The following is a 24053-nucleotide window of genomic DNA, read 5'->3' on the forward strand; positions in this document are numbered from 1 at the left end:
GCAAGAGGCCTTAAGAGCAAAAGCGGAGGACAGCAGATGCGGATCAGTCTAGGCCATGAGCGGGGCACTAGGCCAGACATGTGTCGGGCAGGCGGCAAGCGCTATCGGTATAACGCGGAGCAACTGTGGGGGCGGGCTTACTCGCGAATGCAGTGTGTCAGTCACTGAATGTGTCACTGATGCACCGCCATCGCGGGCAAGCCCGCTCCCACAGTTGTATCGAGTTACAGCTTATTCCACGGTCGGCGCAGGCTGGATCGCAAGCTGATCAGCCAGACGCACAAACGCGGCCAGGTCCAGTTGCTCGGGGCGCAGGCCACCGTCGACACCGGCGGCTTCGATCTCGGCGTTGCTCAGCAGCGCCTTGAGCGTGTTGCGCAGGGTCTTGCGGCGTTGGTTGAACGCTTCACGTACCACGCGCTCCAGCAACTTGTGGTCCTTGGCCGGATGCGGCAGCACCGCGTGCGGCACCAGGCGCACGATGGCCGAGTCGACCTTCGGCGGCGGGTTGAAGGCGCCAGGGCCGACGTTGAACAGGTGCTCTACGCGGCAATGGTACTGAACCATGATCGACAGACGGCCCCAATCACCACCGCCTGGGCCTGCGGCCAAACGCTCAACCACTTCTTTTTGCAGCATGAAGTGCATGTCGCGGATGATCCCGGCATTGTTCAGCAGGTGAAAAATCAGCGGCGTAGAGATGTTGTACGGCAGGTTGCCGACCACCCGCAGGCTGTTGGGCGCGGCGTTGAGGCTGTTGAAGTCAAACTTCAGCGCATCGCCCTGGTGCAGGTTGAAGTTGGGCATACCGGCGAACTGCTGGTTGAGGATCGGGATCAGGTCCTTGTCCAACTCCACCACGTCCAACTGGCCGCCACTGTTGAGCAGGCCTTGGGTCAATGCGCCCTGGCCCGGGCCGATTTCCAGCAAGCGGTCTTCTGGCTTGGCATGGATGGAACGCAGAATACGGTCGATCACGCCAGCGTCGTGCAGGAAGTTTTGCCCGAAGCGCTTGCGCGCCCGGTGTTGGTAATGCTCAGTCATATACGGGTCTCGGCCATCTGATAGGCGGTTTCCAGGGCCACGTGCAGGCTGCCGGTATCGATCTTGCCGCTGCCCGCCAGGTCCAGGGCAGTGCCATGGTCGACGGAGGTGCGGATGATCGGCAGGCCCAGTGTCACGTTGACTGCGGCGCCGAAGCCTTTGTACTTCAGCACGGGCAGCCCTTGGTCGTGGTACATCGCCAGCACTGCGTCGCAGTGCTCCAGATATTTGGGGGTAAACAGAGTGTCTGCAGGCAATGGGCCACGCAGGTCCATGCCTTCTTGGCGCAGGCGCTCTAATGTCGGTTCAATGATGTCGATTTCTTCATGGCCCAAATGGCCGCCTTCACCGGCGTGCGGGTTGAGCCCACAGACCAGAATGCGCGGTTGGGCAATGCCGAATTTGTGTTGCAGGTCGGTGTGCAGGATGCGTGTGACGCGCTCTACACGCTCGGCAGTGATGGCGTCGGCGATATCACGCAACGGCAGGTGCGTGGTCACCAGCGCAACCCGCAGGCCGCGAGTGGCCAGCATCATCACCACTTGTTCGGTGTGGGTCAGCTCAGCGAGGAATTCGGTATGGCCGGAAAAGGCAATGCCGGACTCGTTGATCACGCCTTTGTGCACCGGGGCGGTGATCATACCGGCGAAGTCGCCGTCGATGCAGCCTTGGCCTGCGCGTGTCAGGGTTTCCAGCACAAACGCGGCATTGGCCTTGTTCAGTCGCCCGGCAACCACCTTGGCTGCCAGCGGGGTGTCCCACACATACAGGCTACCGGCCGGGGCGGGTAGGTCGGGCCAGTTGCCCGGCGCCACGTCCAGCAAGGTGACAGCCACACCCAGCTGCGCGGCCCGCTCAAGGAGCAGGTCGCGACTGGTAATGGCAATCAGGGGGTGTGGCTGAGGGTGCGAGGCGAGCAGCAGGCACAGGTCTGGACCAATGCCGGCCGGCTCGCCGGGTGTTACCGCGAAACGCTGGGGTTTCACTGTGCTGCCTGGTCGGTGCCTGTTTGCTCGGCGCCTGGCAGCTTGTTCTCTACGTAGGCTTCGTCACGGATCTGACGCAACCAGGTTTGCAGCTCTTCGTCGTACTTGCGGTTACGCAGCACGGTCAGGGCTTGTTGCTCGCGGGCCTGGGTGGTGTTGTCGGTGGCGCGGCGGCCAAGGACTTCCAGGACATGCCAGCCATATTGGGTCTTGAACGGCTTGGACAGAACGCCTTGCGGGGTCTTGGCCATGACGTCCTGGAACTCCGGCACCAGCGCTTTCGGGTCGATCCAGTTCAGGTCGCCGCCGTTGAGGGCGGAACCCGGGTCTTCCGAGAAGCTCTTGGCCAGGGTGGCGAAGTCTTCACCGCCTTCGATGCGGTCATAGATCTTCTGGGCCAGCTCCTTGGTTTGCGCCTCGGTACGGATTTCGCTTGGTTTGACCAGGATGTGACGAACATGCACTTCGTCTTTCAGCGAGGTCTCGCCGCCGCGTTTGCCGAGCAACTTGAGGATGATGAAGCCGCCTGGCGTACGCGCTGGCTGGGTGATTTCACCCACATTCATGGCGCTCAGCTCACGGTCGAACGGAGGTGGCAATTGCGCGGCTTTACGCCAGCCCATGTCACCGCCGTCCAGGGCGTTGTCGCTGCCGGACATGGCGATGGCCGTCTGGGCAAAGTCAGCACCGGCTTTCAGGCGATCATAGATAGCCTGGGTTTTCGCCGCAGCGGCATTGAGCTGCTCGGAGCTGGCGCTGTCTGGGGTTGGAACCAGGATATTGGCCAGGTGCAGTTCTTCGGAGAGCTGCATCTTGCCGAGGTCCGAGGCCAGGAAGTTCTTCACTTCCTGCTCAGACACCTGAACGCGCTCCGCTACACGGCGCTGACGCACACGGCTGATGATCATTTCACGCTTGATCTGGTCACGGGCGTCTTCATAAGACAAACCATCGTGGGCCAGGGCAGCCTTGAACTGGTCAATGCTCATGTTATTGCGCTGAGCGATGGTGCCGACGGCCTGGTTCAGTTCTTCGTCCGAAATACGGATGCCGGAGCGCTCGCCGATCTGCAGTTGCAGGTTTTCGACGATCAGGCGCTCCAGTACCTGTGGGTCCAGCACGCTGGTAGGCGGTACGCCGCCGCCACGCTTGGCGATGGTTTGCTGAACTTCCTTGACCCGTTGGTCGAGTTGGCTCTGCATGATCACGTCGTTATCGACGATGGCCACTACCTTGTCCAGCTGTTGAACCGCAGCGTGTGCCGATGCGGCCCCCAGGAACAGCGCGCCCAGCACTAGCGGGCGCAAGCAATCAGAAAGCTTGGTCTTCACGTTCACGATAACCTTCAATGCCTTTGTCGAGGAAGCTCTCTACCTTGGCGCCGGTCAGGCCGCCGAGTCCTTTGAGGACGATCTGGAAGAAGAGCCCGTGGTCACCCTTTTCGTTAAGCGGGGCGATCTGGCTGTATTCGTCGTTGGAAACCCAGTAACGGTTGATGACGCGCAGTTTCCAGCAGCAGTTGTCGTACTCGAAACCACCGAAGGCTTCCAGGGTACGGTTGCGGGCATAGTCATACTGCCAGCGGGTGATCAGGTTCCACTGCGGAATGATCGGCCACATCATCGAGAAGTCGTGTTGCTGGATTTTGTAGTAATCCTTCACGAAGTTCGGGTCGCCTGGTTGCCCGTAGTCACCACCGAACTGCCATTTGCCGGTCAGCTGGTTGTAGACAACCTGGTCGTTACGATAGCGATAACCGACGTTGATGATCTTGTTCGGGTTGTCTTCCGGCTGGTAGTGAAGCATTGCACTGCCGGAGCGGGTGCTGTGTTCTTCGGTGTCCCAGTTGAAGTCGGCTGTGGCGCGCCAATCGCGGTTGTAGCGGTATTCGTATTCCAGGGCAACAGGCGACACGTCGGACTGTGCGTCGGAGCGGTCGGAAGCAAGGACACCCGGCAATTGAACCTGGCGATCCTTGAAGTACACCGCCTGACCCACGGACACGCGCTGACGTTCGAAGCCATTGTCTTCGATCCAGCGGCTGGTCACGCCCAGGGACAGCTTGTTCTCGTCGCCGATCCGGTCGTTGCCGCTGAAGCGGTTATCGCGGAACAGCGAGGAGTAGCTGAACGAGTATTCACTGGTGTCGAATACCGGAATATCGCTCTGGTCCTTGTTAGGCACATAGAGGTAAAACGCGCGCGGTTCCAGGGTCTGGCGATAGTCTTTGCCGAACCAGTTGGTATTGCGGTCGAAATACAAGCCGCTGTCGATACTGGCGATTGGAATAGCGCGGTCCTGGGAACTCTTGAAGTTGCCACCGGCATAGGGATTAGCTGCCGTCGCTGCCGCCTGTTGCGCGATGATCTGGTTCTTGCCAGTGCTGTCCAGGTCAAGATCGTACTTGGTGTACACGTACTTGAGCTTCGGCGTAATAAAACCGTAGGTCCAGTTCATTGGGTAATCAACAGCTGGCGCGACGTTCAGGCGAGTACCGTTCGCACGGGTCAGACCCGTAACAAACGTGTCGAGGCGAGGCGAAACCAGGTTGTTTTCATCGGTAAAGTTGCCATTTTCCAGGTCACGATCAAACCGAACCGCTTCAGTTTCATAGGTGAAGTTCACACCGCCTGGATGATACGGCAGCGCCCCATTAAAGGTGATCTGCGGTAACCGGTTATACGGGGTGATCTGGGAAATCGTCGCAAGCTGGTAAGCCTGCAGGTTCAGGCGCGCCTGATAGGAGTCACCGCGATAAGTCACGGAACCCTGCTGGTTCACAAAGTCGCGAGGCTGAATACCTTCTTCGTAGGTCTTGAGGTCCTGGAAGAAGTAAGGGTCGCTGATGTTGGTGTAGTCAACCTGAGTTGAAACACGCGAATCCAACCCGCCCTTATGCTGCCAATTGAGCATGTAACGGGTTTTTTCGTAATCAGTCTGATTCTTGCGCTCGTCGCTGTCGTCGTTCAGGTACGCGCCGCCGAACTGCCCTTCGCTGGACTTGGTGAGGTAGCGGAATTCGCCCTCAACCATCATGCCGCGCTTGGTCATGTATTGCGGGTACAACGTGGCGTCATAGTTTGGCGCCAGGTTGAAGTAGTACGGCGTAACCAGTGTGAAGCCGGTTTCGCTGCCGGTGCTAAAGCTTGGCGGCAGGAAGCCGGATTGACGACGGTCGTCGATCGGGAAGTAGATGTAAGGGGTGTAGAGGATCGGGATGTTCTTGATCCGCAACGTCGCGTTGGTGGCCGTACCGAAACCGGTGGCCGGGTTCAACGTGATGTTGTTGCCCTTGAGCTGCCAGGCGTTGCTGTCCGGCTCGCAGGTGGTGTACGTACCGTCCTTGAGACGGATGATCGCGTTTTCGGCACGCTTGGCGTACAGGGCGTTACCGCGAATGCGCGACTTGTGCAGCACGTATTCGGCATTGTCGATCTGGGCCGCGCCGGTATCGAGCTGGACCTCGGCGTGGTCGCCGACGATCAGGGCGCCGTTGTCGCGCAGACGCACATCGCCGTTCAGCTCGCCACGGTTCTCGGCCTGGTACAGGCTGGCTTCCTGAGCCTCCATCTGCATGCTGCCCTGGCGCATGACGACGTCACCGGCCAGGGTCGCAACCTGCTGTTCCTGCTCGTAACGAGACACCTTGGCACCGATGAAGGTCGGCGAATCGCTTTTGTCCGTCTTGTCGTTCATGCCAGGACGGGTCGGCTCGATGTACGCGCCGGAGCAATACGGGCCGGTCTCAGCCAGTTGGGCTGCGGTCAGCTTGTCGCGAGGCACCCAGTCCAGGTGGCTGTAGTCGGCACTGCGCGAACGCAGGCCACGGCCCTTGGACTCGGTGACCAGGGTGGTCTTCGGCTCGGCCGCAGCGGTGCCGCCAGCATCGGCTTGCGCCGTGCTGCCAGCGGCGCTGACGGCTGCACCGTCGTGCACCGGGCGCGGTGGTAACGGGGCAGCGGCGGTTTTTGGCGCGCAATCCCAGGCACCCGAAGCAGAGACTGAGCAGTCATACTGTTCCGCGGCGACCACGAATGAGGTGGCGAAAGGTTGCATGGCCAGCAGACTGCCGGTTACCAGCAACGGAAATTTTCTACGAAACGCGGGGGATTTCAATGCCATCTTATTAGTCCGGGCTTCCTGCGTGCCATCTGCCCGCGGTTTGGGCCGCACGCCTCTCGATGGTCTGAAAAAGATGCGTGATAATAAAGCATGACCCGCTTGACGGCTAGCGCCGTCGGAGACCCTTGTAATGCCCGAGCAAGATCTACGTTTACAACAGCTGAAAGTTTGGCTGGATGAGCAGTTGCCGATCCTTTTCAACGCTCAGGACTGGGGTGTCGTACCTCCGGCCACATTGACCGCGGCCAGCAGCGACGCGAGTTTCAGGCGTTATTTCCGGTGGGAGGGCGGCGGTCGCACGTTCGTCGTCATGGACGCTCCACCGCCCCAGGAAAACTGCAAACCTTTCGTCGATATCGCTGATTTACTCGCGAAATCGGGAATAAATGTGCCAAAAATTTATGCAGAAGATTTGCCGCGCGGCTTTCTTTTGCTCAATGACCTGGGCAGAAAAACCTATCTGGACGTGATTGACGCGCAAAACGCCGATCAATTGTTTGCCGATGCCATCGACGCGTTGCTGGCTTTTCAGCAATTGCCGATGGACGCGCCGCTGCCCAGCTATGACGTGGCCTTGTTGCGCCGTGAGCTGGAATTGTTTCCGGAGTGGTACGTGCGCCGGCATTTGGGTATCGAATTCGACACCCGGCAGCAGGCCTTATGGCAACGCGTCAGCGATAACCTGATCGACAGTGCCCTGGCCCAGCCCAAAGTGCTGGTGCATCGCGACTATATGCCGCGCAACCTGATGATCAGCGCGCCGAACCCCGGCGTGCTGGACTTCCAGGACGCGGTCTACGGCCCGGTCACCTATGACATCACCTGCCTGTTCAAGGATGCGTTTCTCAGCTGGCCCAAGGCGCGTGTGCAGGCGTGGCAACGCGGCTACTGGGAACGTGCTGGCGCTTTGGGCATCCCGGTGCAGGCGGATTTCAACGAGTTCCTGCGGGCCAGTGACCTGATGGGCGTGCAGCGTCACCTCAAGGTCATCGGCATTTTTGCACGCATCTGCCATCGCGATGGCAAGCCACGCTACCTGGCCGATGTGCCGCGTTTCTTTGCTTATATAGAAGCGGTACTGGCCGACCGGCCGGAGCTGGACGAGTTGGGCGAGCTGCTCGCCAGCCTGCGTGAACCAACCGAGGCGCGCGTATGAAGGCGATGATCCTGGCAGCAGGCAAAGGTGAGCGGATGCGCCCGCTCACGTTGCACACGCCCAAACCACTGGTGCAGGCGGGTGGCAAGCGTTTGATCGAGTATCACCTTGAAGCGCTGGCCAAGGCCGGCTTCACCGATATCGTGATCAACCATGCCTGGCTCGGCCAGCAGATTGAAAGCTACCTGGGTGATGGTGCGCAGTTTGGCTTGCGCATTCAGTACTCGCCCGAGGGCGAGCCGCTGGAAACCGGTGGCGGAATTTTCCAGGCGCTGCCGTTGTTGGGCGAGGAGCCTTTTCTGGTGGTCAATGGTGATATCTGGACCGACTACGACTTCAATCTCCTCAAGCAACCGCTCAAGGGCCTGGCTCACCTGGTGATGGTCGATAACCCGGCGCATCACCCTTCTGGCGGCGATTTCTACCTGGACGAAGGTCTGCTTCATGATGCCGCGCCCGGTGCCGATAACCTGACCTTCAGTGGCATTTCAGTTCTCGACCCGAAGTTGTTCGCGGGTTGCAGCGCCGGTGCCTTCAAACTGGCGCCGCTGTTGCGGCAGGCCATGGCCAAAGGTCTGGTAACGGGAGAGCACATGACAGGACGCTGGATTGATGTCGGCACGCTGGAGCGTCTGGCGCAGGTTGAAACCCTGCTGACTGCGGGGCAATAAGATGTTGTGGCCAGGGACACTGATCGGTGCCGGGGCTGGCTTTGCCATTGCCAGTATTCCGGGGGCCTTGTTGGGCGCATTGCTGGGGCAGGCACTGGATCGCCGCCTGCAGTTGCACAGCTGGGCGCAATTGCGCGAGCGCCTGGGCGGGCGCCCGGCGTTGCGCAACGACGAATTGCTGTTTGTTTTGTTGGGGCGCCTGGCCAAGAGTAATGGCCGGGTGGTGGAGGGGCATATTCAGCAGGCGCGCCAGGAGATGCGCTCGCTGGACATGAGCGAGCCGGCCCAGCGTCGGGCGATTACCGCGTTCAATCGTGGCAAGTCGGGATCCGACCGAGTGCGCAATTACCTGCGCGTACTCAAAGCCCAACCCCATGCGGCAGAAGGTGTATTGCGTGCATGCTGGCGCATGGTCTGGGCGGACGGCAGGGCCGATGACGCCGAGCGCGACCTGATTGACCTATGGGGCAAGTGGCTGGGGTGGACGCCGCAACAGCTGCAGGCGCTGGCGTCTGATTACGCCCCCGAACGCAAGCCATTGGCCAGTCGTGGCGGGGCGTATCAGGAGGCGTTGCGGATTCTGGGGGTGACGTCCACCAGCGAACCGGCGGCGATCAAACGTGCCTATCGCCGACTGCTCAGCCGCCATCACCCGGACAAGATCGCTGGCAGTGGCGCGAGCCTGGCGCAAGTGCGTGAGGCCACCGAGCGCACCCGCGAGCTGCACAATGCTTATGCGTTGATTCGCGAACGGCGGGATTTCAGGTAGCCACCACCATTTGGAAGTGACAACCCAATCAGTGTGGGAGCTGGCTTGCCTGCGATAGCGATGTGTCAGTAATACAGATGTCACTGACAGTCCGCTATCGCAGGCAAGCCAGCTCCCACAGTTGATCGGCTTGCCAGGCTGGATTAGTTGGAGGTCGGCTCCGGGCTCAACCACCCGCGAACCCGCCGATACAGCTGCTCTTGCTCAGCCGCACTGTTGCCCGGCAAGGTCTTGAGTGACACCTGTTTATAGCTGTCATTCTTCGCCCGCTTGGCGGCCTGCATACGTTCCAGGGCGTTTTTGCGCTCTTGAGCGCCGTCCTGGTAATACACATCCGCCGTCGGCACCTTCAGCGCCGGTGCCAGTTTTTGCAGGTCCGGCTGCCTGGCCGCTGGCGTCTTGCCATCCACCATCACCAACTTCTGCACTTGGGACGGCTGTTTCTCGCTCAGGTAGCGCGCAGCCCACCAGGCGCCGGTGCCGTGGCCGAGCAGTACCACACTGCGGGCGCTCTGGGTTTGGGCAAAGGCAACGGCGGCGTCAATGCGATCAAAGATGCGCTTGGCGTCGGTCTTGTCTTGTTCATCAGCACCAGGCACCACCGCCGGGTCAGTGCCTTCGGCTTCGGCGCTGGCGGCTTGTTCGATCGGTTTGGCGGCCGTGCTGCCGTCTTTGCTGCTGGTGTCGACGGCGGCTTTAGGTGGCTCCATGACCCGTGGCGGCAAGGTGTCGAGGTTCACATCTGGCAGCGACAGACTGAGGGTGCCCCAATTGGCATCGGGCAGCTTGCGCCGTAAGGGCGCGATTGCTTGCGGCCAGTCAGCACTTTCCCCTGCGCCCGGTACGATAATCACCACCCCTTCGGGCTCGGCGCTGTTGGCAGGTTTCCACAGAGCCAGAAATGAGTCGGTGCCGGCCTGCAACTGTTGTTGTTCCTGGCGTGGAAGTTGTCGCTCAAGGGCGTTGGCCTCTTCCTGGCTGCGCTCGGGCAGGGCTTGGCGTTCAGCCGGTTTTTCGGCGGTGGGCGCAGGCGCGTCGGCGGCTTGAACAGAAAAGGCGCTGGTAAATAGCAGCGATAGGCACAATGCTGGCAGTGCCGAACGGTGGGTAAAGGGCATCGTTAATTCCCGGCCAGAAGTGATTCCAGCAGCCTAATGGGTTGGTCAGTGTTTGTCAGTGATGTGAGACGTGGATCATGGGTTTTCGCTGTCTGCTGGTTATCGGCTGTGTGTGCTTTGCCTTGATGGCGAATGCCGCGCCTGCGCCTATCGCGCCGCAGGCGCAGCTCAATGCTCAGCAGCGTGAATGGCTGGCGCAGCACCCGCAGTTGCGCGTGGGCCTGGTATTGCAGGCACCGTACGCCCAATACGATCGGCGCCTGCAGCGCTTGTCCGGGGCGAATGTCGAGTTGATGCAATGGCTGGCCAAAGCGCTGAATATCGACCTGACCTGGCGCAATTTCCCCAGCCAGGAGCAATTGGAAGCCGCCGTGCGCGATGGCGAGGTGGATATCGCCCCGGGCCTGCAGCAAACCCCGGCGGGCTTGCGTCTATGGTTATTCAGCGACCCTTATATGCGCGTGCCTCAGCATATCGTCGGTATTCGCGAGGGCGGCGGCGCGGTGGAGCTGGAAAAGCTTGACGAGCTGTCCCGCGTCGCCGTGCGCATGCCCAGCGCTGTCGCCGATTACCTGCGCAGCAATTATCCCAACCTCAACCTGCAAGGCGTCCCTTTGGAGCGTCAGGCCTTGCAGTTGTTGGTGAGCCAGCAGGCGCGTTATGCCGTGGTGGATGAGGCGCAATTGAGCCGATTGTCCGGCGAGGCGGAGTTTGCCGGGCTGGCGGTGGTCGGCGATATCGGCCTGCCGCAATTGCTGCGTGTGGCCACGCGCCGTGAGTGGCCGGAGCTGGCGAGCATCATGCAAAGTGCCTTGCGCGCGATACCCGCCCGCGACCTCGACCAATTGCACAGCCGCTGGCTGCAACCCAAATACCCACGGCTGACGGAATCGCCGGGCCTGTGGCAAAACCTCAGCCTGCTCTTGGCGATGTTCCTGCTCGCCAGCCTCGCCGTGGTGGTTTGGCAGCGCCGTCACCAGCGAGTGCTGGAACACAGCTTACTGGCCGCCCGAGAAGAAAGCGCCGCGCGTGCGGCCGGTGCCGAAGCGTTGCGGCTGACGCAGTTCTCCATCGATCAAAGTACGGTCGGCATTCTTTGGGTCAATTGGGACAGCCACGTGCGTTACGCCAACCGCGCCGCCGAGACCATGCTGGGCTACGCCGCGGGCGCGCTGATCGAGCGACCGCTGATCGATTTTGACCCGACCTTGAACATGGACCGCTGGCTTGACGTGTGGAAGCGTGCGCGTGCCAGCGAAGAAGGCCCGCAGACCTTCGCCGCCGATTGCGTGCGTGCTGACGGCAGCATCCTGCCGGCGGATGTGTCGTTGAGCTTCCTGCGCTTTGCCGAGGGCGAATACCTGGTGGTTTATCTCAACGACGTCACCGAGCGCCGTCGTTACGTGGCCGCCTTGCAGCAAAGCGAAATACAGCTGCGCGAGCTCTCTGCCCACCTTGAGACCGTGCGCGAAGAGGAAAAGGCGCGTATCGCCCGTGAAGTGCATGACGAGTTGGGTCAGATGCTCACGGTGCTCAAGCTGGAGACCTCGATGTGCGAACTGGCCTATGCGCAATTGGACCCGGGCTTGACCGAGCGCCTGAACAGCATGAAACGCCTGATCGCCCAGCTGTTCCAGCTTGTCCGGGATGTGGCGACCGCGTTACGCCCGCCGATTCTCGACGCCGGCATCGCCTCGGCGATTGAATGGCAAGCCCGCCGCTTCGAAGCGCGCACGCACATTCCCTGCCTGGTACAAGTCCCGGATAACCTGCCGGCCCTCAGCGATGCCAAGGCAATTGGCCTGTTCCGCATCCTGCAGGAGGCGCTGACCAATGTGATGCGTCATGCCCAGGCGCATACTGTCGAACTGACCCTGACGGTGGAAAGCGCCGACTTGCGGCTGACCATCAGCGATGACGGCGTCGGTTTCGTCGAGAACCCCGGCCGCCCGGTATCCTTTGGCGTAGTCGGTATGCGTGAGCGGGTGCTGATGATGGGCGGGCAATTGAGCCTGCACAGCGAACTGGGGGAGGGCACCACCTTGAGTGTCACGGTGCCGTTGGATGCATAACGATAGGAGCAAGCCCCTGTGATTCGCGTATTGGTAGCCGAAGACCACACCATTGTTCGTGAAGGCATCAAGCAATTGATTGGCCTGGCCAAAGACCTGCTGGTGGTCGGCGAGGCCAGCAATGGCGAGCAGTTGCTGGAGACCTTGCGCCATATCGCCTGTGAGGTGGTGTTGCTGGATATCTCGATGCCGGGCGTAAATGGCCTGGAAGCGATTGCGCGCATCCGTGCATTGAGTAACCCGCCCGCGATTCTGGTGCTGTCGATGCACGATGAAGCGCAAATGGCTGCCCGCGCCCTGAAAGTCGGGGCGGCTGGGTATGCCACCAAGGACAGTGACCCGGCGCTGTTGCTGACGGCGATTCGCAAGGTGGCGGCGGGCGGGCGTTACATCGACCCGGACCTGGCGGACCGCATGGTCTTTGAGGTCGGCCTCACCGATACGCGGCCGTTGCACTCGTTACTGTCGGAGCGCGAGTTTTCAGTGTTCGAGCGCCTGGCCCAGGGCGCCAACGTCAATGACATCGCCCAGCAACTGGCGCTGAGCAGCAAGACCATCAGCACCCACAAGGCGCGGTTGATGCAAAAGCTCCATATCACCTCCCTGGCCGAACTGGTGAAGTACGCCATGGAACACAAACTCTTGTAACCCCCTCGATCGTTCCCACGCTCCGCGTGGTAACGCCTCTTGTGACGCTCTGCGTCACGCTTTAGGACGCAGAGCGTCCTGGGCTGCGAGGGAACGATCAAGCCGGGCTCCTCCAGGTGCGCGTATCTGTTTACGACATAGGCTTTGCCGGCAGACGCTGACGATTGCCGCCGCACTGTTCTCTGCCCGCCATCCGTGTAGGGCAATCCCTACCCCCAACCTTCCATCCTGCTGATGTGATTCTCTCCTCGCCCCCGATTTCCGGGGGCTCGCGCCTGGACTACGCTTTGTGCCACAGCAGTCCAAAACAAAAGGTGCGGGTATGAGCGAGGTGGATTCAAATGATGTGCTGGTCAGCTTTCGTGGCGTGCAGAAGAGCTACGACGGCGAGAACCTGATCGTCAAAGACCTCAACCTGGAGATTCGCAAGGGCGAGTTCCTCACCCTGCTCGGGCCATCGGGTTCGGGCAAGACCACCAGCCTGATGATGCTCGCCGGTTTCGAGACGCCGACCGCCGGGGAAATCCTGCTCGCCGGGCGCGCTATCAACAACGTGCCGCCGCACAAGCGCGACATCGGCATGGTGTTCCAGAACTACGCGCTGTTCCCGCACATGACGGTGGCAGAGAACCTGGCCTTCCCGTTGTCGGTGCGCGGCTTGAGCAAGACCGATATCAGCGAGCGGGTCAAACGCGTGCTGAGCATGGTCCAGCTGGATGCCTTCGCCCAGCGTTACCCGGCGCAACTTTCCGGCGGTCAGCAACAGCGAGTGGCCTTGGCCCGCGCGCTGGTGTTCGAACCGCAGCTGGTGTTGATGGACGAACCCCTCGGCGCCCTCGATAAACAACTGCGCGAACACATGCAGATGGAGATCAAGCACCTGCACCAGCGCCTCGGCGTGACCGTGGTGTACGTGACCCACGACCAGGGCGAAGCCTTGACCATGTCCGACCGCGTGGCGGTGTTCCACCAGGGCGAGATCCAGCAGATCGCCGCGCCGCGCACGCTGTACGAAGAGCCAAAAAACACGTTCGTCGCCAACTTCATCGGCGAGAACAACCGACTCAATGGCCGCTTGCACAGCCACACCGGCGAACGCTGTGTGGTGGAGTTGGCGCGCGGTGAAAAGGTCGAGGCGCTGGCAGTGAATGTCGGCCAGCTCGGCGGCCCGGTGACCCTGTCAGTACGCCCGGAGCGCGTCAGCCTCAATGGCTCCAGTGAATCCTGCGTCAACCGCTTCTCTGGGCGGGTGGCGGAATTTATCTACCTGGGCGACCACGTGCGTGTGCGCCTGGAAGTCTGCGGCAAGGCCGATTTTTTTGTGAAACAACCGATCGCTGAGCTGGACCCAGCGCTTGCGGTCGGCGACGTGGTACCGATTGGCTGGCAAGTCGAGCACGTTCGCGCACTCGACCCACTTCTAGAGGCGAATTAATCGCCCCATGGCTTCACCAACCCTGCACGTGGAGAGAACAACAATGTTGAGATCCCTTAAATATTCCGCCTTGGCCATCGGCTTGATGGGCGCGACACAGGCCATGGCAGGCCCGGACCTGACGGTCGTATCCTTCGGTGGCGCGAACAAGGCGGCTCAGGTCAAAGCCTTTTACACTCCGTGGGAAAGCGCGGGCAATGGCAAGATCGTCGCCGGTGAGTACAACGGTGAAATGGCCAAGGTCAAAGCCATGGTCGATACCAAGAGCGTGTCATGGGACTTGGTGGAAGTGGAGTCGCCGGAACTGTCCCGTGGCTGTGACGAAGACATGTTCGAACCGCTCGACCCGAAACTGTTCGGCAATAGCGCCGATTACGTGAAAGGCGCGATTCAGCCCTGCGGCGTGGGCTTCTTTGTGTGGTCCACCGTGCTGGCGTACAACGCCGACAAGCTTGCCACTGCACCGACCAGTTGGGCGGATTTTTGGGATACCAAGAAATTCCCAGGCAAGCGCGGCCTGCGCAAAGGCGCCAAGTACACCCTGGAATTCGCCTTGATGGCGGACGGCGTGGCCCCCAAAGACGTGTACAAAGTGCTGGCTGGCAAAGACGGCCAGGATCGCGCGTTCAAGAAACTCGACGAACTCAAACCGTCGATCCAGTGGTGGGAAGCCGGCGCACAACCGCCGCAGTACCTGGCCTCGGGTGATGTGGTCATGAGCTCGGCCTACAACGGCCGCATCGCTGCCGTGCAAAAAGAAAGCAACCTGAAAGTGGTGTGGAACGGCGGCATCTACGACTTTGACGCCTGGGCCATCCCTAAAGGCCTGGCCAAGGACCGTGCCGAAGCGGCGAAGAAATTCATCGCCTTCTCGGTGCAGCCGCAACAGCAGAAGACCTACTCGGAAAACATCGCCTACGGCCCGGCCAATACCCAGGCTGTGCCGTTGCTGGCCAAGGATGTGTTGAAAGACATGCCGACCACCCCGGAAAACATCGCCAACCAGGTGCAGATCGATGTGAGCTTCTGGGCGGATAACGGCGAGCAGCTCGAGCAGCGCTTCAATTCCTGGGCGGCCAAGTAACACCGCATATTCCTCTGTGAAAGCAGGCTGGTGTGGGAGCTGGCTTGCCTGCGATGGGATCGACTCGGTCTTTGAGTGACACCGAGGCGATGCCATCGCAGGCAAGCCAGCTCCCACAAAAAAGCACCGCTTACAGGGAACTCTTAGAAGATTTCCGGAGTTTGCCATGGTTATCGCCATTCCCAGCCCCACCCTCAAGCAGCGCCTGGCGCGTGCCGAGCGGCTCAACCGCTGGAAGGCCCAGGCCTTGATTGCGCCGCTGGTGCTGTTTTTGCTGCTGGTGTTCCTGGTGCCGATTGTTGCGCTGCTTTACAAAAGCGTCGGCAACCCGGAAGTGGTGGGCGGTTTGCCGCGTACCGTGGTGGCGGTCAAGACCTGGGACGGTCGCGGCCTGCCGGGTGAGCCGGTGTATCAGGCGCTCAGCGAAGACCTGGGTGAAGCGCGTAAAAACCAGACGCTGGGCGACTTGTCCAAACGCTTGAACATGGAACTGGCCGGCTACCGCAGCCTGTTGACCAAAACCGCGCGGGCGCTGCCGTTTACCGAAGCGCCCGCCTCTTATAAGGAAGCGTTGGAAAACCTCGACGAACGCTGGGGCGACCCGGCGTACTGGCAGGCGATCCGGCGTAATACCAGCAGCCTCACGCCGTACTACCTGCTGGCGGCTGTCGATCACCGTATCAATGACCTTGGCGAAGTGGCCCCGGCCACGCCTGACCAGGCCATCTACCTGGACATCTTCGCCCGCACGTTCTGGATGGGCTTGGTAATAACCTTCATCTGCCTGCTGCTGGCCTACCCGTTGGCCTATTTGCTGGCCAACCTGCCGGCACGCAAAAGTAACCTGCTGATGATTCTGGTATTGCTGCCGTTCTGGACCTCAATCCTGGTAAGGGTGGCGGCGTGGATTGTATTGCTGCAGTCCGGTGGGCTGATCAACAGCGCATTGATGGGCATGGGGCTGATCGATAAACCCATGGAGCTGGTGTTTAACCGCACCGGGGTTTACATCTCGATGGTGCACATCCTGTTGCCCTTCATGATTTTGCCGATTTACAGCGTGATGAAAGGCATCTCGCCCACGTATATGCGTGCAGCGATTTCCCTGGGTTGCCACCCGTTTGCCAGTTTCTGGCGTGTGTACTTCCCGCAGACTTATGCCGGTGTCGGCGCCGGTTGCCTGCTGGTGTTTATCCTGGCGATTGGTTACTACATCACCCCGGCGCTGCTCGGCAGCCCGAACGACCAGATGGTCAGCTACTTCGTCGCGTTCTACACCAACACCAGCATCAATTGGGGTATGGCCACGGCGCTGGGCGGCTTGCTGCTGCTGGCGACCGTCGTGCTGTACCTGATCTACAACCGTCTGGTCGGCGCCAGTCGCCTGCGCCTGAGCTGAGGAGAGTTGGCGATGCTGAGCCCTTATATGTCACCCGTGGAGCGGGTGTGGTTCTACAGCTTGCGGATCCTGTGTGGCTTGATCCTGCTGTTCCTGATCTTGCCGGTGCTGGTGATTATCCCGCTGTCGTTCAACAGCGGCAGTTTCCTGGTGTACCCGCTGCAAGGCTTCTCGCTGCACTGGTATCAGGATTTCTTCGCCTCGGCCGAGTGGATGCGTGCATTGAAGAACAGCATCATTGTGGCCCCGGCGGCCACGGTGCTGGCGATGGTGTTCGGTACGCTGGCGGCGATTGGCCTGACGCGCGGCAACTTTCCCGGCAAGGCGTTGGTCATGGCCTTGGTGATTTCGCCGATGGTGGTGCCTGTGGTGATCATTGGCGTGGCCAGCTATCTGTTCTTTGCGCCACTGGGGCTGGGCAACAGCTTCCTCTCGCTGATTGTGGTACATGCCGTGCTGGGTGTGCCGTTTGTGATCATCACCGTGTCGGCGACGTTGCAGGGCTTCAACCACAACCTGGTGCGGGCAGCGGCCAGCCTGGGCGCCTCGCCGCTGACCGCGTTTCGCCGTGTGACCTTGCCGTTGATCGCGCCGGGGGTGATTTCCGGGGCATTGTTTGCCTTCTCGACGTCCTTTGATGAAGTGGTAGTGACGCTGTTTCTCGCCGGCCCCGAGCAAGCGACTTTGCCGCGCCAGATGTTCAGCGGCATCCGCGAAAATTTAAGCCCGACGATTGCCGCAGCGGCAACCTTGCTGATTGCGTTCTCGGTGCTGCTGTTGCTGACCCTTGAATGGCTGCGAGGCCGCAGCGAGAAACTGCGCACCGCGCAAGTCTAAAGGTCGAAACCGGATCAAATGTGGGAGCTGGCTTGCCTGCGATAGCGTCAACTCGGTATGTCAGGAAAACCGAGGCGGTCGCATCGCAGGCAAGCCAGCTCCCACACCGACCGAGCCATTCAGTGCGTGAATGCTGGGCAACCTGAAATACCCGGCTATTCTTGTGCCAGCCCATCATTAATAAGAGGCCGCGCACATGAGCACTTCCTCATTCAAGATCGCCCACAAACTGCTGACCGGCGCTGGCGCCATCGAACAACTGGCCGCCGAGCTCACGCGTCTTGATGTGGATAACCCGTTGATCGTTACCGATGCCGCGCTGGTCAAATCCGGCACCGTGGCGCTGGCGCTCGAGCACCTGGGCGAGCGCACTTATGAGATTTTCGACCGTGTGCTGCCCGACCCGGAAATCGCCATCGTCGAGGACTGCATGCGCGTGTACCGCGAGGGCGGGCATGACGGCCTGATCGGCGTGGGCGGTGGCAGTGCCATCGACATCGCCAAGAGTGTCGCGGCCTATGCCGGTTACCACGGCGCGCTGGCGGACTTGTTCGGCGTCGACCAGGTGCCGCGCAAAGGCCCGCCGCTGATCGCCATCCCGACCACGGCCGGCACCGGTTCGGAGGTGACCAATGTGGCGATTCTCTCCGACAAGGCCGCGCAGCTGAAAAAAGGCATTGTCAGCGATTACTTATTGCCGGATGTTGCGCTGATCAGCCCGCAAATGACCCTCACGTGTCCGCGCAGTGTCACCGCCGCCAGTGGCGTGGATGCGCTGGTGCATGCCATCGAGTCCTACCTGTCGCTGAATGCCTCGCCGATCACTGACGCGCTGGCCATCGGCGCGATCAAACTGATTGCCAATGCGCTGCCCAAGGCCTACGCCAATCCGGCCAACCTGCAGGCCCGCGATGATATGGCCACCGCCAGCCTGATGGCCGGCATGGCGTTCGGCAATGCTGGCGTCGGTGCAGTGCATGCCTTGGCGTACCCGCTGGGCGGGCGATTCAATATTGCTCACGGCGTGAGCAATGCGTTGTTGCTGCCCTACGTGATGCACTGGAACAAACTGGCCTGCGTGGAGCGCATGCAGGACATTGCCCAAGCCATGGGCGTGAATACCGCCGGGCTCAGCGTCAACGACGCCGCCGATCAGGCGGTCGAGGCGATGACGCGGCTATGTGCCGCCGTGGAAATCCCGGCAGGGCTGCGCAGCTTTGGTGTGCCGGAAGACGCGATCCCCGCCATGGCGACGGAAGCCGCGGGCATTGAACGCCTGATGCGCAACAACCCGCGCAAGCTCAGCGCAGCGGATATCGAGAAAATCTACCGGGCGGCTTACTGACCATTGAGTTAGGTCACGGTGTGCTGGGTAAAGCATGAGGTATACAATGCGCGCCATCGTGATTTAGCTCAAAAAGGTGCGTCATGCAGCCCTTCGTTATCGCTCCATCGATTCTCTCCGCCGACTTCGCCCGCCTGGGTGAGGAAGTGGACAAGGTATTGGCCGCCGGTGCCGACTTCGTGCACTTCGATGTCATGGACAACCACTATGTGCCCAACCTGACCATCGGCCCGATGGTTTGCGCGGCACTGCGCAAGTACGGCATTACTGCGCCGATCGATGCGCACCTGATGGTCAGCCCGGTGGATCGCATCGTCGGTGACTTCATCGAGGCCGGCGCCACCTACATTACCTTCCATCCGGAAGCCACGCTGCACGTCGACCGCACCCTGCAACTGATCCGCGAAGGCGGTTGCAAGGCCGGCCTGGTGTTCAACCCGGCCACGCCGTTGAGCGTGCTGGAGTACGTGATGGACAAGGTCGACATGGTCTTGCTGATGAGCGTCAACCCGGGCTTCGGCGGGCAGAAGTTCATCCCCGGCACGCTGAACAAGCTGCGCGAAGCGCGCGCGCTGATCGATGCGTCGGGCCGTGATATCCGCCTGGAAATCGACGGTGGGGTCAACGTCAACAATATTCGCGAAATCGCCGCCGCTGGCGCTGACACCTTTGTGGCTGGCTCGGCGATCTTCAACGCCCCCAACTACCAGGAAGTCATCGACAAGATGCGGGCCGAACTGGCGCTGGCGCGTCCATGAGCGGTTTTGAGCAGTTGTTCCCCGGCAAACTGCCACGGCTGGTGATGTTCGATCTGGACGGTACGTTGATCGATTCGGTGCCAGACCTGGCGGCGGCGGTGGACGAGATGCTGCTCAAGCTGGGGCGTAAGCCGGCGGGCATCGAGGCGGTGCGTGAGTGGGTCGGCAACGGCGCGCAGATGCTGGTGCGTCGGGCCTTGGCCAACCATATTGATGCCGAAGGTGTGGATGAGGTTGAGGCCGAGCACGCCCTGGAACTCTTCAATGTTGCCTATGAAAGCAGCCATGAGCTCACCGTGGTTTACCCCGGCGTGCGCGACACGCTCAAGTGGCTGCACAAGCAAGGCGTGGAGATGGCGCTGATCACCAACAAGCCGGAGCGCTTTGTCGCGCCGCTGTTGGACCAGATGAAAATCGGCCGGTATTTCCGCTGGATCATCGGTGGCGACACCTTGCCGCAGAAAAAGCCTGACCCGGCGGCGCTGTTCTTCGTAATGAAAATGGCCAATATCCCGGCCTCGCAATCGTTGTTTGTCGGCGATTCGCGCAGTGATGTGCTGGCCGCCAAAGCCGCTGGCGTGCAGTGTGTGGCGCTGAGCTACGGCTACAACCATGGCCGGCCGATCGCCGAAGAATCGCCGGCGCTGGTCATTGATGATCTGCGACTGCTAATCCCCGGTTGCTTGGGAGCGGGCGCTGAGATAACGTTGCCCGACATCGAATCAACCCCTTCTGGAAATTCCATCGTGGTGGTCACTCGCAAACTCTGGATGAAAGTCATCAAGGCCCTGGCCCGCTGGCGTTGGCGCGCCTGACTGATCCTGGCCGCGTTGCGGCACGTTTGCACACCTGACCGATTGACCCTCAAGCCACGAGGCACCTCATGATCCGCGAAGAATTCCTGCGTTTGGCCGCTGCCGGCTATAACCGTATCCCCATGGCCTGCGAAACCCTGGCTGACTTCGATACGCCGCTGTCGATCTACCTCAAACTGGCCGACAAGCCCAATTCCTACCTGCTCGAATCGGTGCAGGGCGGCGAGAAGTGGGGCCGTTACTCGATCATCGGCCTGCCGTGCCGCACCGTGCTGCGTGTGCATGACCACCATGTGAGCATCACCCATGATGGCGTCGAGATCGAAAGCCATGACGTGGAAGACCCGCTGGCGTTCGTCGAAACCTTCAAGGCGCGCTACAACGTGCCGACCATTCCCGGCCTGCCGCGTTTCAACGGTGGCCTGGTGGGGTATTTCGGCTACGACTGCGTGCGCTACGTAGAAAAACGCCTGGGCAAATGCCCGAACCCGGACCCGCTGGGCGTGCCGGACATTCTGCTGATGGTCTCCGACGCGGTGGTGGTGTTCGACAACCTCGCCGGCAAGATGCACGCGATTGTCCTCGCCGACCCGTCCCAGGCCGATGCCTTCGAGCAAGGCCAGGCCAGCCTTGAGGCGCTGCTGGAAAAACTGCGTCAGCCGATCACTCCACGCCGTGGCCTGGACCTCAGCCGTCCGCCGGCCGCCGACCCGATCTTTCGTTCAAGCTTTACCCAGGATGACTACGAGCGCGCGGTCGACACCATCAAGGAATACATCCTTGCCGGTGACTGCATGCAGGTGGTGCCGTCGCAACGCATGTCCATCGACTTCAAGGCGGCGCCAATTGATCTGTACCGCGCGCTGCGGTGCTTCAACCCGACGCCGTATATGTACTTCTTCAACTTCGGCGACTTCCACGTGGTGGGCAGTTCGCCGGAAGTGCTGGTGCGGGTCGAAGACAACCTGATCACCGTGCGCCCGATAGCCGGCACACGCCCGCGTGGCGCGACCGAAGAAGCCGACCTGGCGCTGGAAGAAGACCTGCTGAGTGACGACAAGGAAATTGCCGAACACTTGATGCTGATCGACCTGGGCCGCAACGACACCGGGCGGGTTTCGGAAATCGGTTCGGTGAAGCTCACCGAGAAGATGGTCATCGAGCGGTATTCCAACGTGATGCACATTGTGTCCAACGTCACCGGCGAGCTGAAAGCCGGGTTGACCGCGATGGACGCACTGCGGGCGATTCTGCCGGCGGGCACTTTGTCGGGCGCGCCGAAGATTCGCGCGATGGAGATCATCGACGAACTGGAGCCGGTCAAGCGTGGTGTGTATGGCGGCGCCGTGGGATATTTCGCCTGGAACGGCAATATGGACACTGCGATTGCGATCCGCACCGCCGTGATCAAGGACGGCGAGCTGCATGTGCAGGCGGGTGGCGGGATTGTGGCTGACTCGGTGCCGGCCCTGGAATGGGAAGAAACCCTGAACAAACGCCGCGCGATGTTCCGGGCTGTGGCGTTGGCCGAGCAAACGCCGCAAAGCTAAAGTCAGACATTGGACAACCTGTGGGAGCAGGCAAGCCAGCTCCCACAGTTGTTTTGTGGGGCGTTTAAGATCCGCTTAGAAATCCAGACTCACCCCCACACTGACGCCTTGCTGGGTAAAGCTGTCATCCTTCCTCACGTTATACGCCGCCCGTAGCGCCAGCTCCTGAGTCAGCTTGTGGCTGACGCCCAGACTCAATCGGTCCGAATTGCTGCGCGGCGTGTAGCCGTCCAGCTTGAAGTCGATCCCGGGCACGCTGTTGAGCGACATCTTTACCTTCTGGGTGTCGTTTTCGAACTCATGCTCGTGGGCCACTTCGCCAAACACTTGGGTTTGCGGCGTAATCCGGTAGCTGCCCTGCAGGCCGACGCCCAGGCGTTTGGAGTCGCGTTGCTGGTCATCGAAGGTCAGCGCGGTGGAGCGGTTGTCCTTTTCCGAATAACCATCGACTTCGACCCGCGAATAGTCCGCGCTGATGAACGGTGACAAATGCCAATCGCTGCCGGCGCCGGCAATGTCATAGCCCAAGCGGCCGCTCAAGGCCCAGAGCCAGCCGTCGGTGTCGCCTTTTTCGGCGCCTTCGCTGACGCCCAGGGCGAACTTGCGCTTGAGGCTGTCGAAGTCCAGCTTGCCGCCGGTCAGCGCCGCATCGGCCCACCAGTGGTTTTGCTGATATTGCGCGAAGGCGGTGCCCATGTAGCTGTTGAGCTTGTAGTCCGAATCGCGGGCGCCGGCTTCGAGTGTCTGGCGATACAAGCCGGCGGCCACGCCGACGCGCCAGTATTCGTCGAGGCGATAGCTGCCGCCGACGTTCACGTTGTAGCCACTGCCGTCGCCGCTGGCCGAACTGCGTTGATCATCAAAGTCCAAATGCTGGCCACCACCGGCGACAATCGCGCGCCATTGGCCGACGGCCTGCCAGTTGCCACTGTCGGCTTGCCACTGGTTGCGCAGCTCATCCTGATGGGCGCGCAAGGTGCCTTGGGCCATCTCTGGCAGCAAGGTCACTTCCCACGGCGCGGCGAGCAGCGAGTAGGCGTAGTCGGCGATCAACTGTTGCCCGGCGATGGTGGGGTGTACCGAGTCGTTGTAGATCAGCTTGGTCGGGTCCGGGGTGGCGCCGCCAATGCCATACACCGGGTTGGCGGTGCAGCCGTTGCCGCTGAAGCAGGTGCCGGTGAGGTTTTGCCCGGTGGCCAGGCCAAAGCGCGCAGGGTTGGCGAAGGTTTCATTGAGCAGTAACGGGATGTTCAGCGGGATGACCTGGGCGTCGATCTGCGACAGGCGCTGCACCAGCGCCTGGTTGAAAATGCTGCTCAGGGCCGAGCTGGCGCCTTGCGCGGGCGTACCGTTGATGGCGGGTGTCAAGCCCAGGTCGGGCAGCATCCACACCATGATGTAGCGCGCGCCGGCCTGTTGCAGGGCTTGGGCGCTGTCGGCCAGGCGCCCGCCGGCGGCCACGGCCTGGCCTGGGCTGAGGACGCGTCCTTGCAGAAAGTCATTACCGCCACCGGATAGGAAATACAACGCGTTCGGGTCAGCCCGCCCGCCGTTGGCCGGCAGATAACCCTGACGGCTGCGCAGTACGGTGCCACCACCGGCGTTGCCGGGCGGGATCGCCGCATTGGAGACCGAGGTGATGGAATCGAGGATATTGTCGGTACGGTAGCCGCCGACCGCCCAGTTATTACCATCCGGCAAACCTTGGGCGGCACGTACCGGCGAGGTGGAGGCATTCAGGTCGTTGGGTGCCACGCCCAGCTTGCCCCCCAAAAGCGTAGATGACACCAGGCCATAATCGCCCTGGAATGTCGGCCCGGTGCGGTTGGTAAAGCGCAAGGTGGCGCCGGCCGAGCCATCGGGGAACTGGCCGGCGTCGGCCAGGCTGTCGCCGAACACGACCATGGTTGAGTAAGGTGAAGGTGCTGCAAACGCCTGCGCGCAGGCCAGTGACAGGAGGCAGCCGGCAAGGGGCGCAAAAAACGGTGGTCTGAGCATGCGAAATTCCATTTAGTTGTTTTTGTGTCGGAAGCGAAACACTAGCAATGTAGTGAGGGTTTTATTCGAAGAAAACAGTTTTTTCTTACAAATACTCGGTGGTGACCCCCGGAATCGCTGCTCCATATTGCACCGCTGGCGAGGCTACGTTACTGTGCCTGAACGTATGAATGAGACCCTCCCCGTGTTGATCATCAGCAAACTCTTGATGCGAGTAGTCAAGGCACACGCCCGTTGGCGTTGGCG

The 24053-nt window shown here is 61.0% G+C and carries 19 protein-coding genes; 13 read left to right on the forward strand and 6 right to left on the reverse strand.

Features of this window, described 5'->3' with window-relative positions; translation table 11 throughout:
- Nucleotides 1–231: 231 nt before the first annotated feature.
- From rsmA to ACQY47_RS17450, 4 genes are read right to left on the reverse strand one after another with little or no spacing between them, the layout of a single operon-like run.
- A complete protein-coding gene (gene rsmA / locus ACQY47_RS17435; protein WP_056857851.1) occupies nt 232–1044 on the reverse strand; it encodes a 16S rRNA (adenine(1518)-N(6)/adenine(1519)-N(6))-dimethyltransferase RsmA in 813 nt (270 codons plus the stop codon).
- A complete protein-coding gene (gene pdxA / locus ACQY47_RS17440; RefSeq protein WP_428550581.1) occupies nt 1041–2030 on the reverse strand; it encodes a 4-hydroxythreonine-4-phosphate dehydrogenase PdxA in 990 nt (329 codons plus the stop codon). The genes rsmA and pdxA overlap by 4 nt, the downstream gene beginning before the upstream one ends.
- Nucleotides 2027–3367 (reverse strand): peptidylprolyl isomerase, encoded by a 1341-nt coding sequence (locus ACQY47_RS17445; RefSeq protein ID WP_017138064.1) that lies wholly within the window; start codon nt 3365–3367, stop codon nt 2027–2029. Before ACQY47_RS17445 ends, pdxA begins: the two co-directional genes overlap by 4 nt.
- Nucleotides 3342–6152, reverse strand: coding sequence for an LPS-assembly protein LptD (locus ACQY47_RS17450; RefSeq protein WP_169987477.1), 2811 nt, complete (start codon nt 6150–6152; stop codon nt 3342–3344). Before ACQY47_RS17450 ends, ACQY47_RS17445 begins: the two co-directional genes overlap by 26 nt.
- A 130-nt stretch (nt 6153–6282) precedes the next feature.
- On the opposite strand from ACQY47_RS17450, the gene ACQY47_RS17455 reads away from it, so the two are divergent.
- The 3 genes from ACQY47_RS17455 to ACQY47_RS17465 are packed head-to-tail and all read left to right on the forward strand — an operon-like array spanning nt 6283 to nt 8748.
- Nucleotides 6283–7308: an aminoglycoside phosphotransferase family protein gene (locus ACQY47_RS17455; RefSeq protein ID WP_236446325.1), complete on the forward strand. Its 1026-nt coding sequence runs from the start codon at nt 6283–6285 to the stop codon at nt 7306–7308.
- Nucleotides 7305–7979 (forward strand): N-acetylmuramate alpha-1-phosphate uridylyltransferase MurU, encoded by a 675-nt coding sequence (gene murU, locus ACQY47_RS17460; protein WP_428550586.1) that lies wholly within the window; start codon nt 7305–7307, stop codon nt 7977–7979. Before ACQY47_RS17455 ends, murU begins: the two co-directional genes overlap by 4 nt.
- Before the next feature lies 1 nt (nt 7980).
- On the forward strand, nt 7981–8748 hold the full coding sequence (locus tag ACQY47_RS17465; RefSeq protein WP_428550589.1) for a TerB family tellurite resistance protein: 768 nt from the start codon (nt 7981–7983) through the stop codon (nt 8746–8748).
- Nucleotides 8749–8891: 143 nt separating this feature from the next.
- On the opposite strand, the gene ACQY47_RS17470 is transcribed toward ACQY47_RS17465, so the two are convergent.
- Nucleotides 8892–9866: an alpha/beta hydrolase family protein gene (locus tag ACQY47_RS17470; RefSeq protein ID WP_170040780.1), complete on the reverse strand. Its 975-nt coding sequence runs from the start codon at nt 9864–9866 to the stop codon at nt 8892–8894.
- A 77-nt stretch (nt 9867–9943) separates the two neighbouring features.
- On the opposite strand from ACQY47_RS17470, the gene ACQY47_RS17475 reads away from it, so the two are divergent.
- The 10 genes from ACQY47_RS17475 (at nt 9944) to trpE (ending at nt 21809) form a co-directional block, all read left to right on the forward strand.
- Nucleotides 9944–11938 (forward strand): PAS domain-containing sensor histidine kinase, encoded by a 1995-nt coding sequence (locus ACQY47_RS17475; protein ID WP_428550593.1) that lies wholly within the window; start codon nt 9944–9946, stop codon nt 11936–11938.
- Between the two features lie 18 nt (nt 11939–11956).
- A complete protein-coding gene (locus ACQY47_RS17480; protein WP_017138071.1) occupies nt 11957–12586 on the forward strand; it encodes a response regulator in 630 nt (209 codons plus the stop codon).
- Between the two features lie 322 nt (nt 12587–12908).
- The gene (locus ACQY47_RS17485) at nt 12909–14021 is read left to right on the forward strand and encodes an ABC transporter ATP-binding protein (RefSeq protein ID WP_017138072.1); all 1113 of its coding nucleotides are present in this window, start codon (nt 12909–12911) and stop codon (nt 14019–14021) included.
- A 43-nt stretch (nt 14022–14064) separates the two neighbouring features.
- Nucleotides 14065–15105: an ABC transporter substrate-binding protein gene (locus ACQY47_RS17490; RefSeq protein ID WP_017138073.1), complete on the forward strand. Its 1041-nt coding sequence runs from the start codon at nt 14065–14067 to the stop codon at nt 15103–15105.
- 166 nt (nt 15106–15271) lie between these two features.
- Nucleotides 15272–16504 carry an ABC transporter permease gene (locus tag ACQY47_RS17495; RefSeq protein ID WP_017138074.1) on the forward strand — a complete coding sequence of 411 codons (1233 nt, stop codon included), beginning with the start codon at nt 15272–15274 and terminating at the stop codon, nt 16502–16504.
- A 12-nt stretch (nt 16505–16516) separates the two neighbouring features.
- On the forward strand, nt 16517–17341 hold the full coding sequence (locus ACQY47_RS17500) for an ABC transporter permease (protein WP_017138075.1): 825 nt from the start codon (nt 16517–16519) through the stop codon (nt 17339–17341).
- A gap of 196 nt (nt 17342–17537) precedes the next feature.
- Nucleotides 17538–18686, forward strand: coding sequence for an iron-containing alcohol dehydrogenase (locus ACQY47_RS17505; protein ID WP_017138076.1), 1149 nt, complete (start codon nt 17538–17540; stop codon nt 18684–18686).
- 83 nt (nt 18687–18769) lie between these two features.
- Complete coding sequence (gene rpe, locus ACQY47_RS17510; RefSeq protein WP_017138077.1) at nt 18770–19444, forward strand: ribulose-phosphate 3-epimerase; 675 nt, start codon at nt 18770–18772, stop codon at nt 19442–19444.
- Entirely contained in the window at nt 19441–20259 is an 819-nt protein-coding gene (locus ACQY47_RS17515) for a phosphoglycolate phosphatase (RefSeq protein WP_138449307.1), read from the forward strand. Before rpe ends, ACQY47_RS17515 begins: the two co-directional genes overlap by 4 nt.
- A 68-nt stretch (nt 20260–20327) precedes the next feature.
- A complete protein-coding gene (gene trpE / locus ACQY47_RS17520; RefSeq protein ID WP_428550602.1) occupies nt 20328–21809 on the forward strand; it encodes an anthranilate synthase component I in 1482 nt (493 codons plus the stop codon).
- Between the two features lie 75 nt (nt 21810–21884).
- On the opposite strand, the gene estP is transcribed toward trpE, so the two are convergent.
- Nucleotides 21885–23807 (reverse strand): esterase EstP, encoded by a 1923-nt coding sequence (gene estP / locus ACQY47_RS17525; protein WP_428550605.1) that lies wholly within the window; start codon nt 23805–23807, stop codon nt 21885–21887.
- Nucleotides 23808–24053 lie beyond the last annotated feature (246 nt).

The sequence above is a fragment of the Pseudomonas edaphica genome, assembly GCF_965277385.1.
GTDB lineage: Bacteria > Pseudomonadota > Gammaproteobacteria > Pseudomonadales > Pseudomonadaceae > Aquipseudomonas > Aquipseudomonas edaphica.

What these genes read in the sequence shown, in the direction of transcription:
- trpE (WP_428550602.1), top strand. Translation starts at nt 20,328, where the DNA reads ATGATCCGCGAAGAATTCCTGCGTTTGGCCGCTGCCGGCTATAACCGT.
- ACQY47_RS17515 (WP_138449307.1), top strand. Translation starts at nt 19,441, where the DNA reads ATGAGCGGTTTTGAGCAGTTGTTCCCCGGCAAACTGCCACGGCTGGTG.
- estP (WP_428550605.1), bottom strand. Translation starts at nt 23,807, where the DNA reads ATGCTCAGACCACCGTTTTTTGCGCCCCTTGCCGGCTGCCTCCTGTCA.
- ACQY47_RS17500 (WP_017138075.1), top strand. Translation starts at nt 16,517, where the DNA reads ATGCTGAGCCCTTATATGTCACCCGTGGAGCGGGTGTGGTTCTACAGC.
- ACQY47_RS17490 (WP_017138073.1), top strand. Translation starts at nt 14,065, where the DNA reads ATGTTGAGATCCCTTAAATATTCCGCCTTGGCCATCGGCTTGATGGGC.
- ACQY47_RS17455 (WP_236446325.1), top strand. Translation starts at nt 6,283, where the DNA reads ATGCCCGAGCAAGATCTACGTTTACAACAGCTGAAAGTTTGGCTGGAT.
- ACQY47_RS17495 (WP_017138074.1), top strand. Translation starts at nt 15,272, where the DNA reads ATGGTTATCGCCATTCCCAGCCCCACCCTCAAGCAGCGCCTGGCGCGT.
- ACQY47_RS17505 (WP_017138076.1), top strand. Translation starts at nt 17,538, where the DNA reads ATGAGCACTTCCTCATTCAAGATCGCCCACAAACTGCTGACCGGCGCT.
- ACQY47_RS17475 (WP_428550593.1), top strand. Translation starts at nt 9,944, where the DNA reads ATGGGTTTTCGCTGTCTGCTGGTTATCGGCTGTGTGTGCTTTGCCTTG.
- ACQY47_RS17470 (WP_170040780.1), bottom strand. Translation starts at nt 9,866, where the DNA reads ATGCCCTTTACCCACCGTTCGGCACTGCCAGCATTGTGCCTATCGCTG.
- ACQY47_RS17485 (WP_017138072.1), top strand. Translation starts at nt 12,909, where the DNA reads ATGAGCGAGGTGGATTCAAATGATGTGCTGGTCAGCTTTCGTGGCGTG.
- ACQY47_RS17450 (WP_169987477.1), bottom strand. Translation starts at nt 6,152, where the DNA reads ATGGCATTGAAATCCCCCGCGTTTCGTAGAAAATTTCCGTTGCTGGTA.
- murU (WP_428550586.1), top strand. Translation starts at nt 7,305, where the DNA reads ATGAAGGCGATGATCCTGGCAGCAGGCAAAGGTGAGCGGATGCGCCCG.
- rpe (WP_017138077.1), top strand. Translation starts at nt 18,770, where the DNA reads ATGCAGCCCTTCGTTATCGCTCCATCGATTCTCTCCGCCGACTTCGCC.
- ACQY47_RS17465 (WP_428550589.1), top strand. Translation starts at nt 7,981, where the DNA reads ATGTTGTGGCCAGGGACACTGATCGGTGCCGGGGCTGGCTTTGCCATT.
- rsmA (WP_056857851.1), bottom strand. Translation starts at nt 1,044, where the DNA reads ATGACTGAGCATTACCAACACCGGGCGCGCAAGCGCTTCGGGCAAAAC.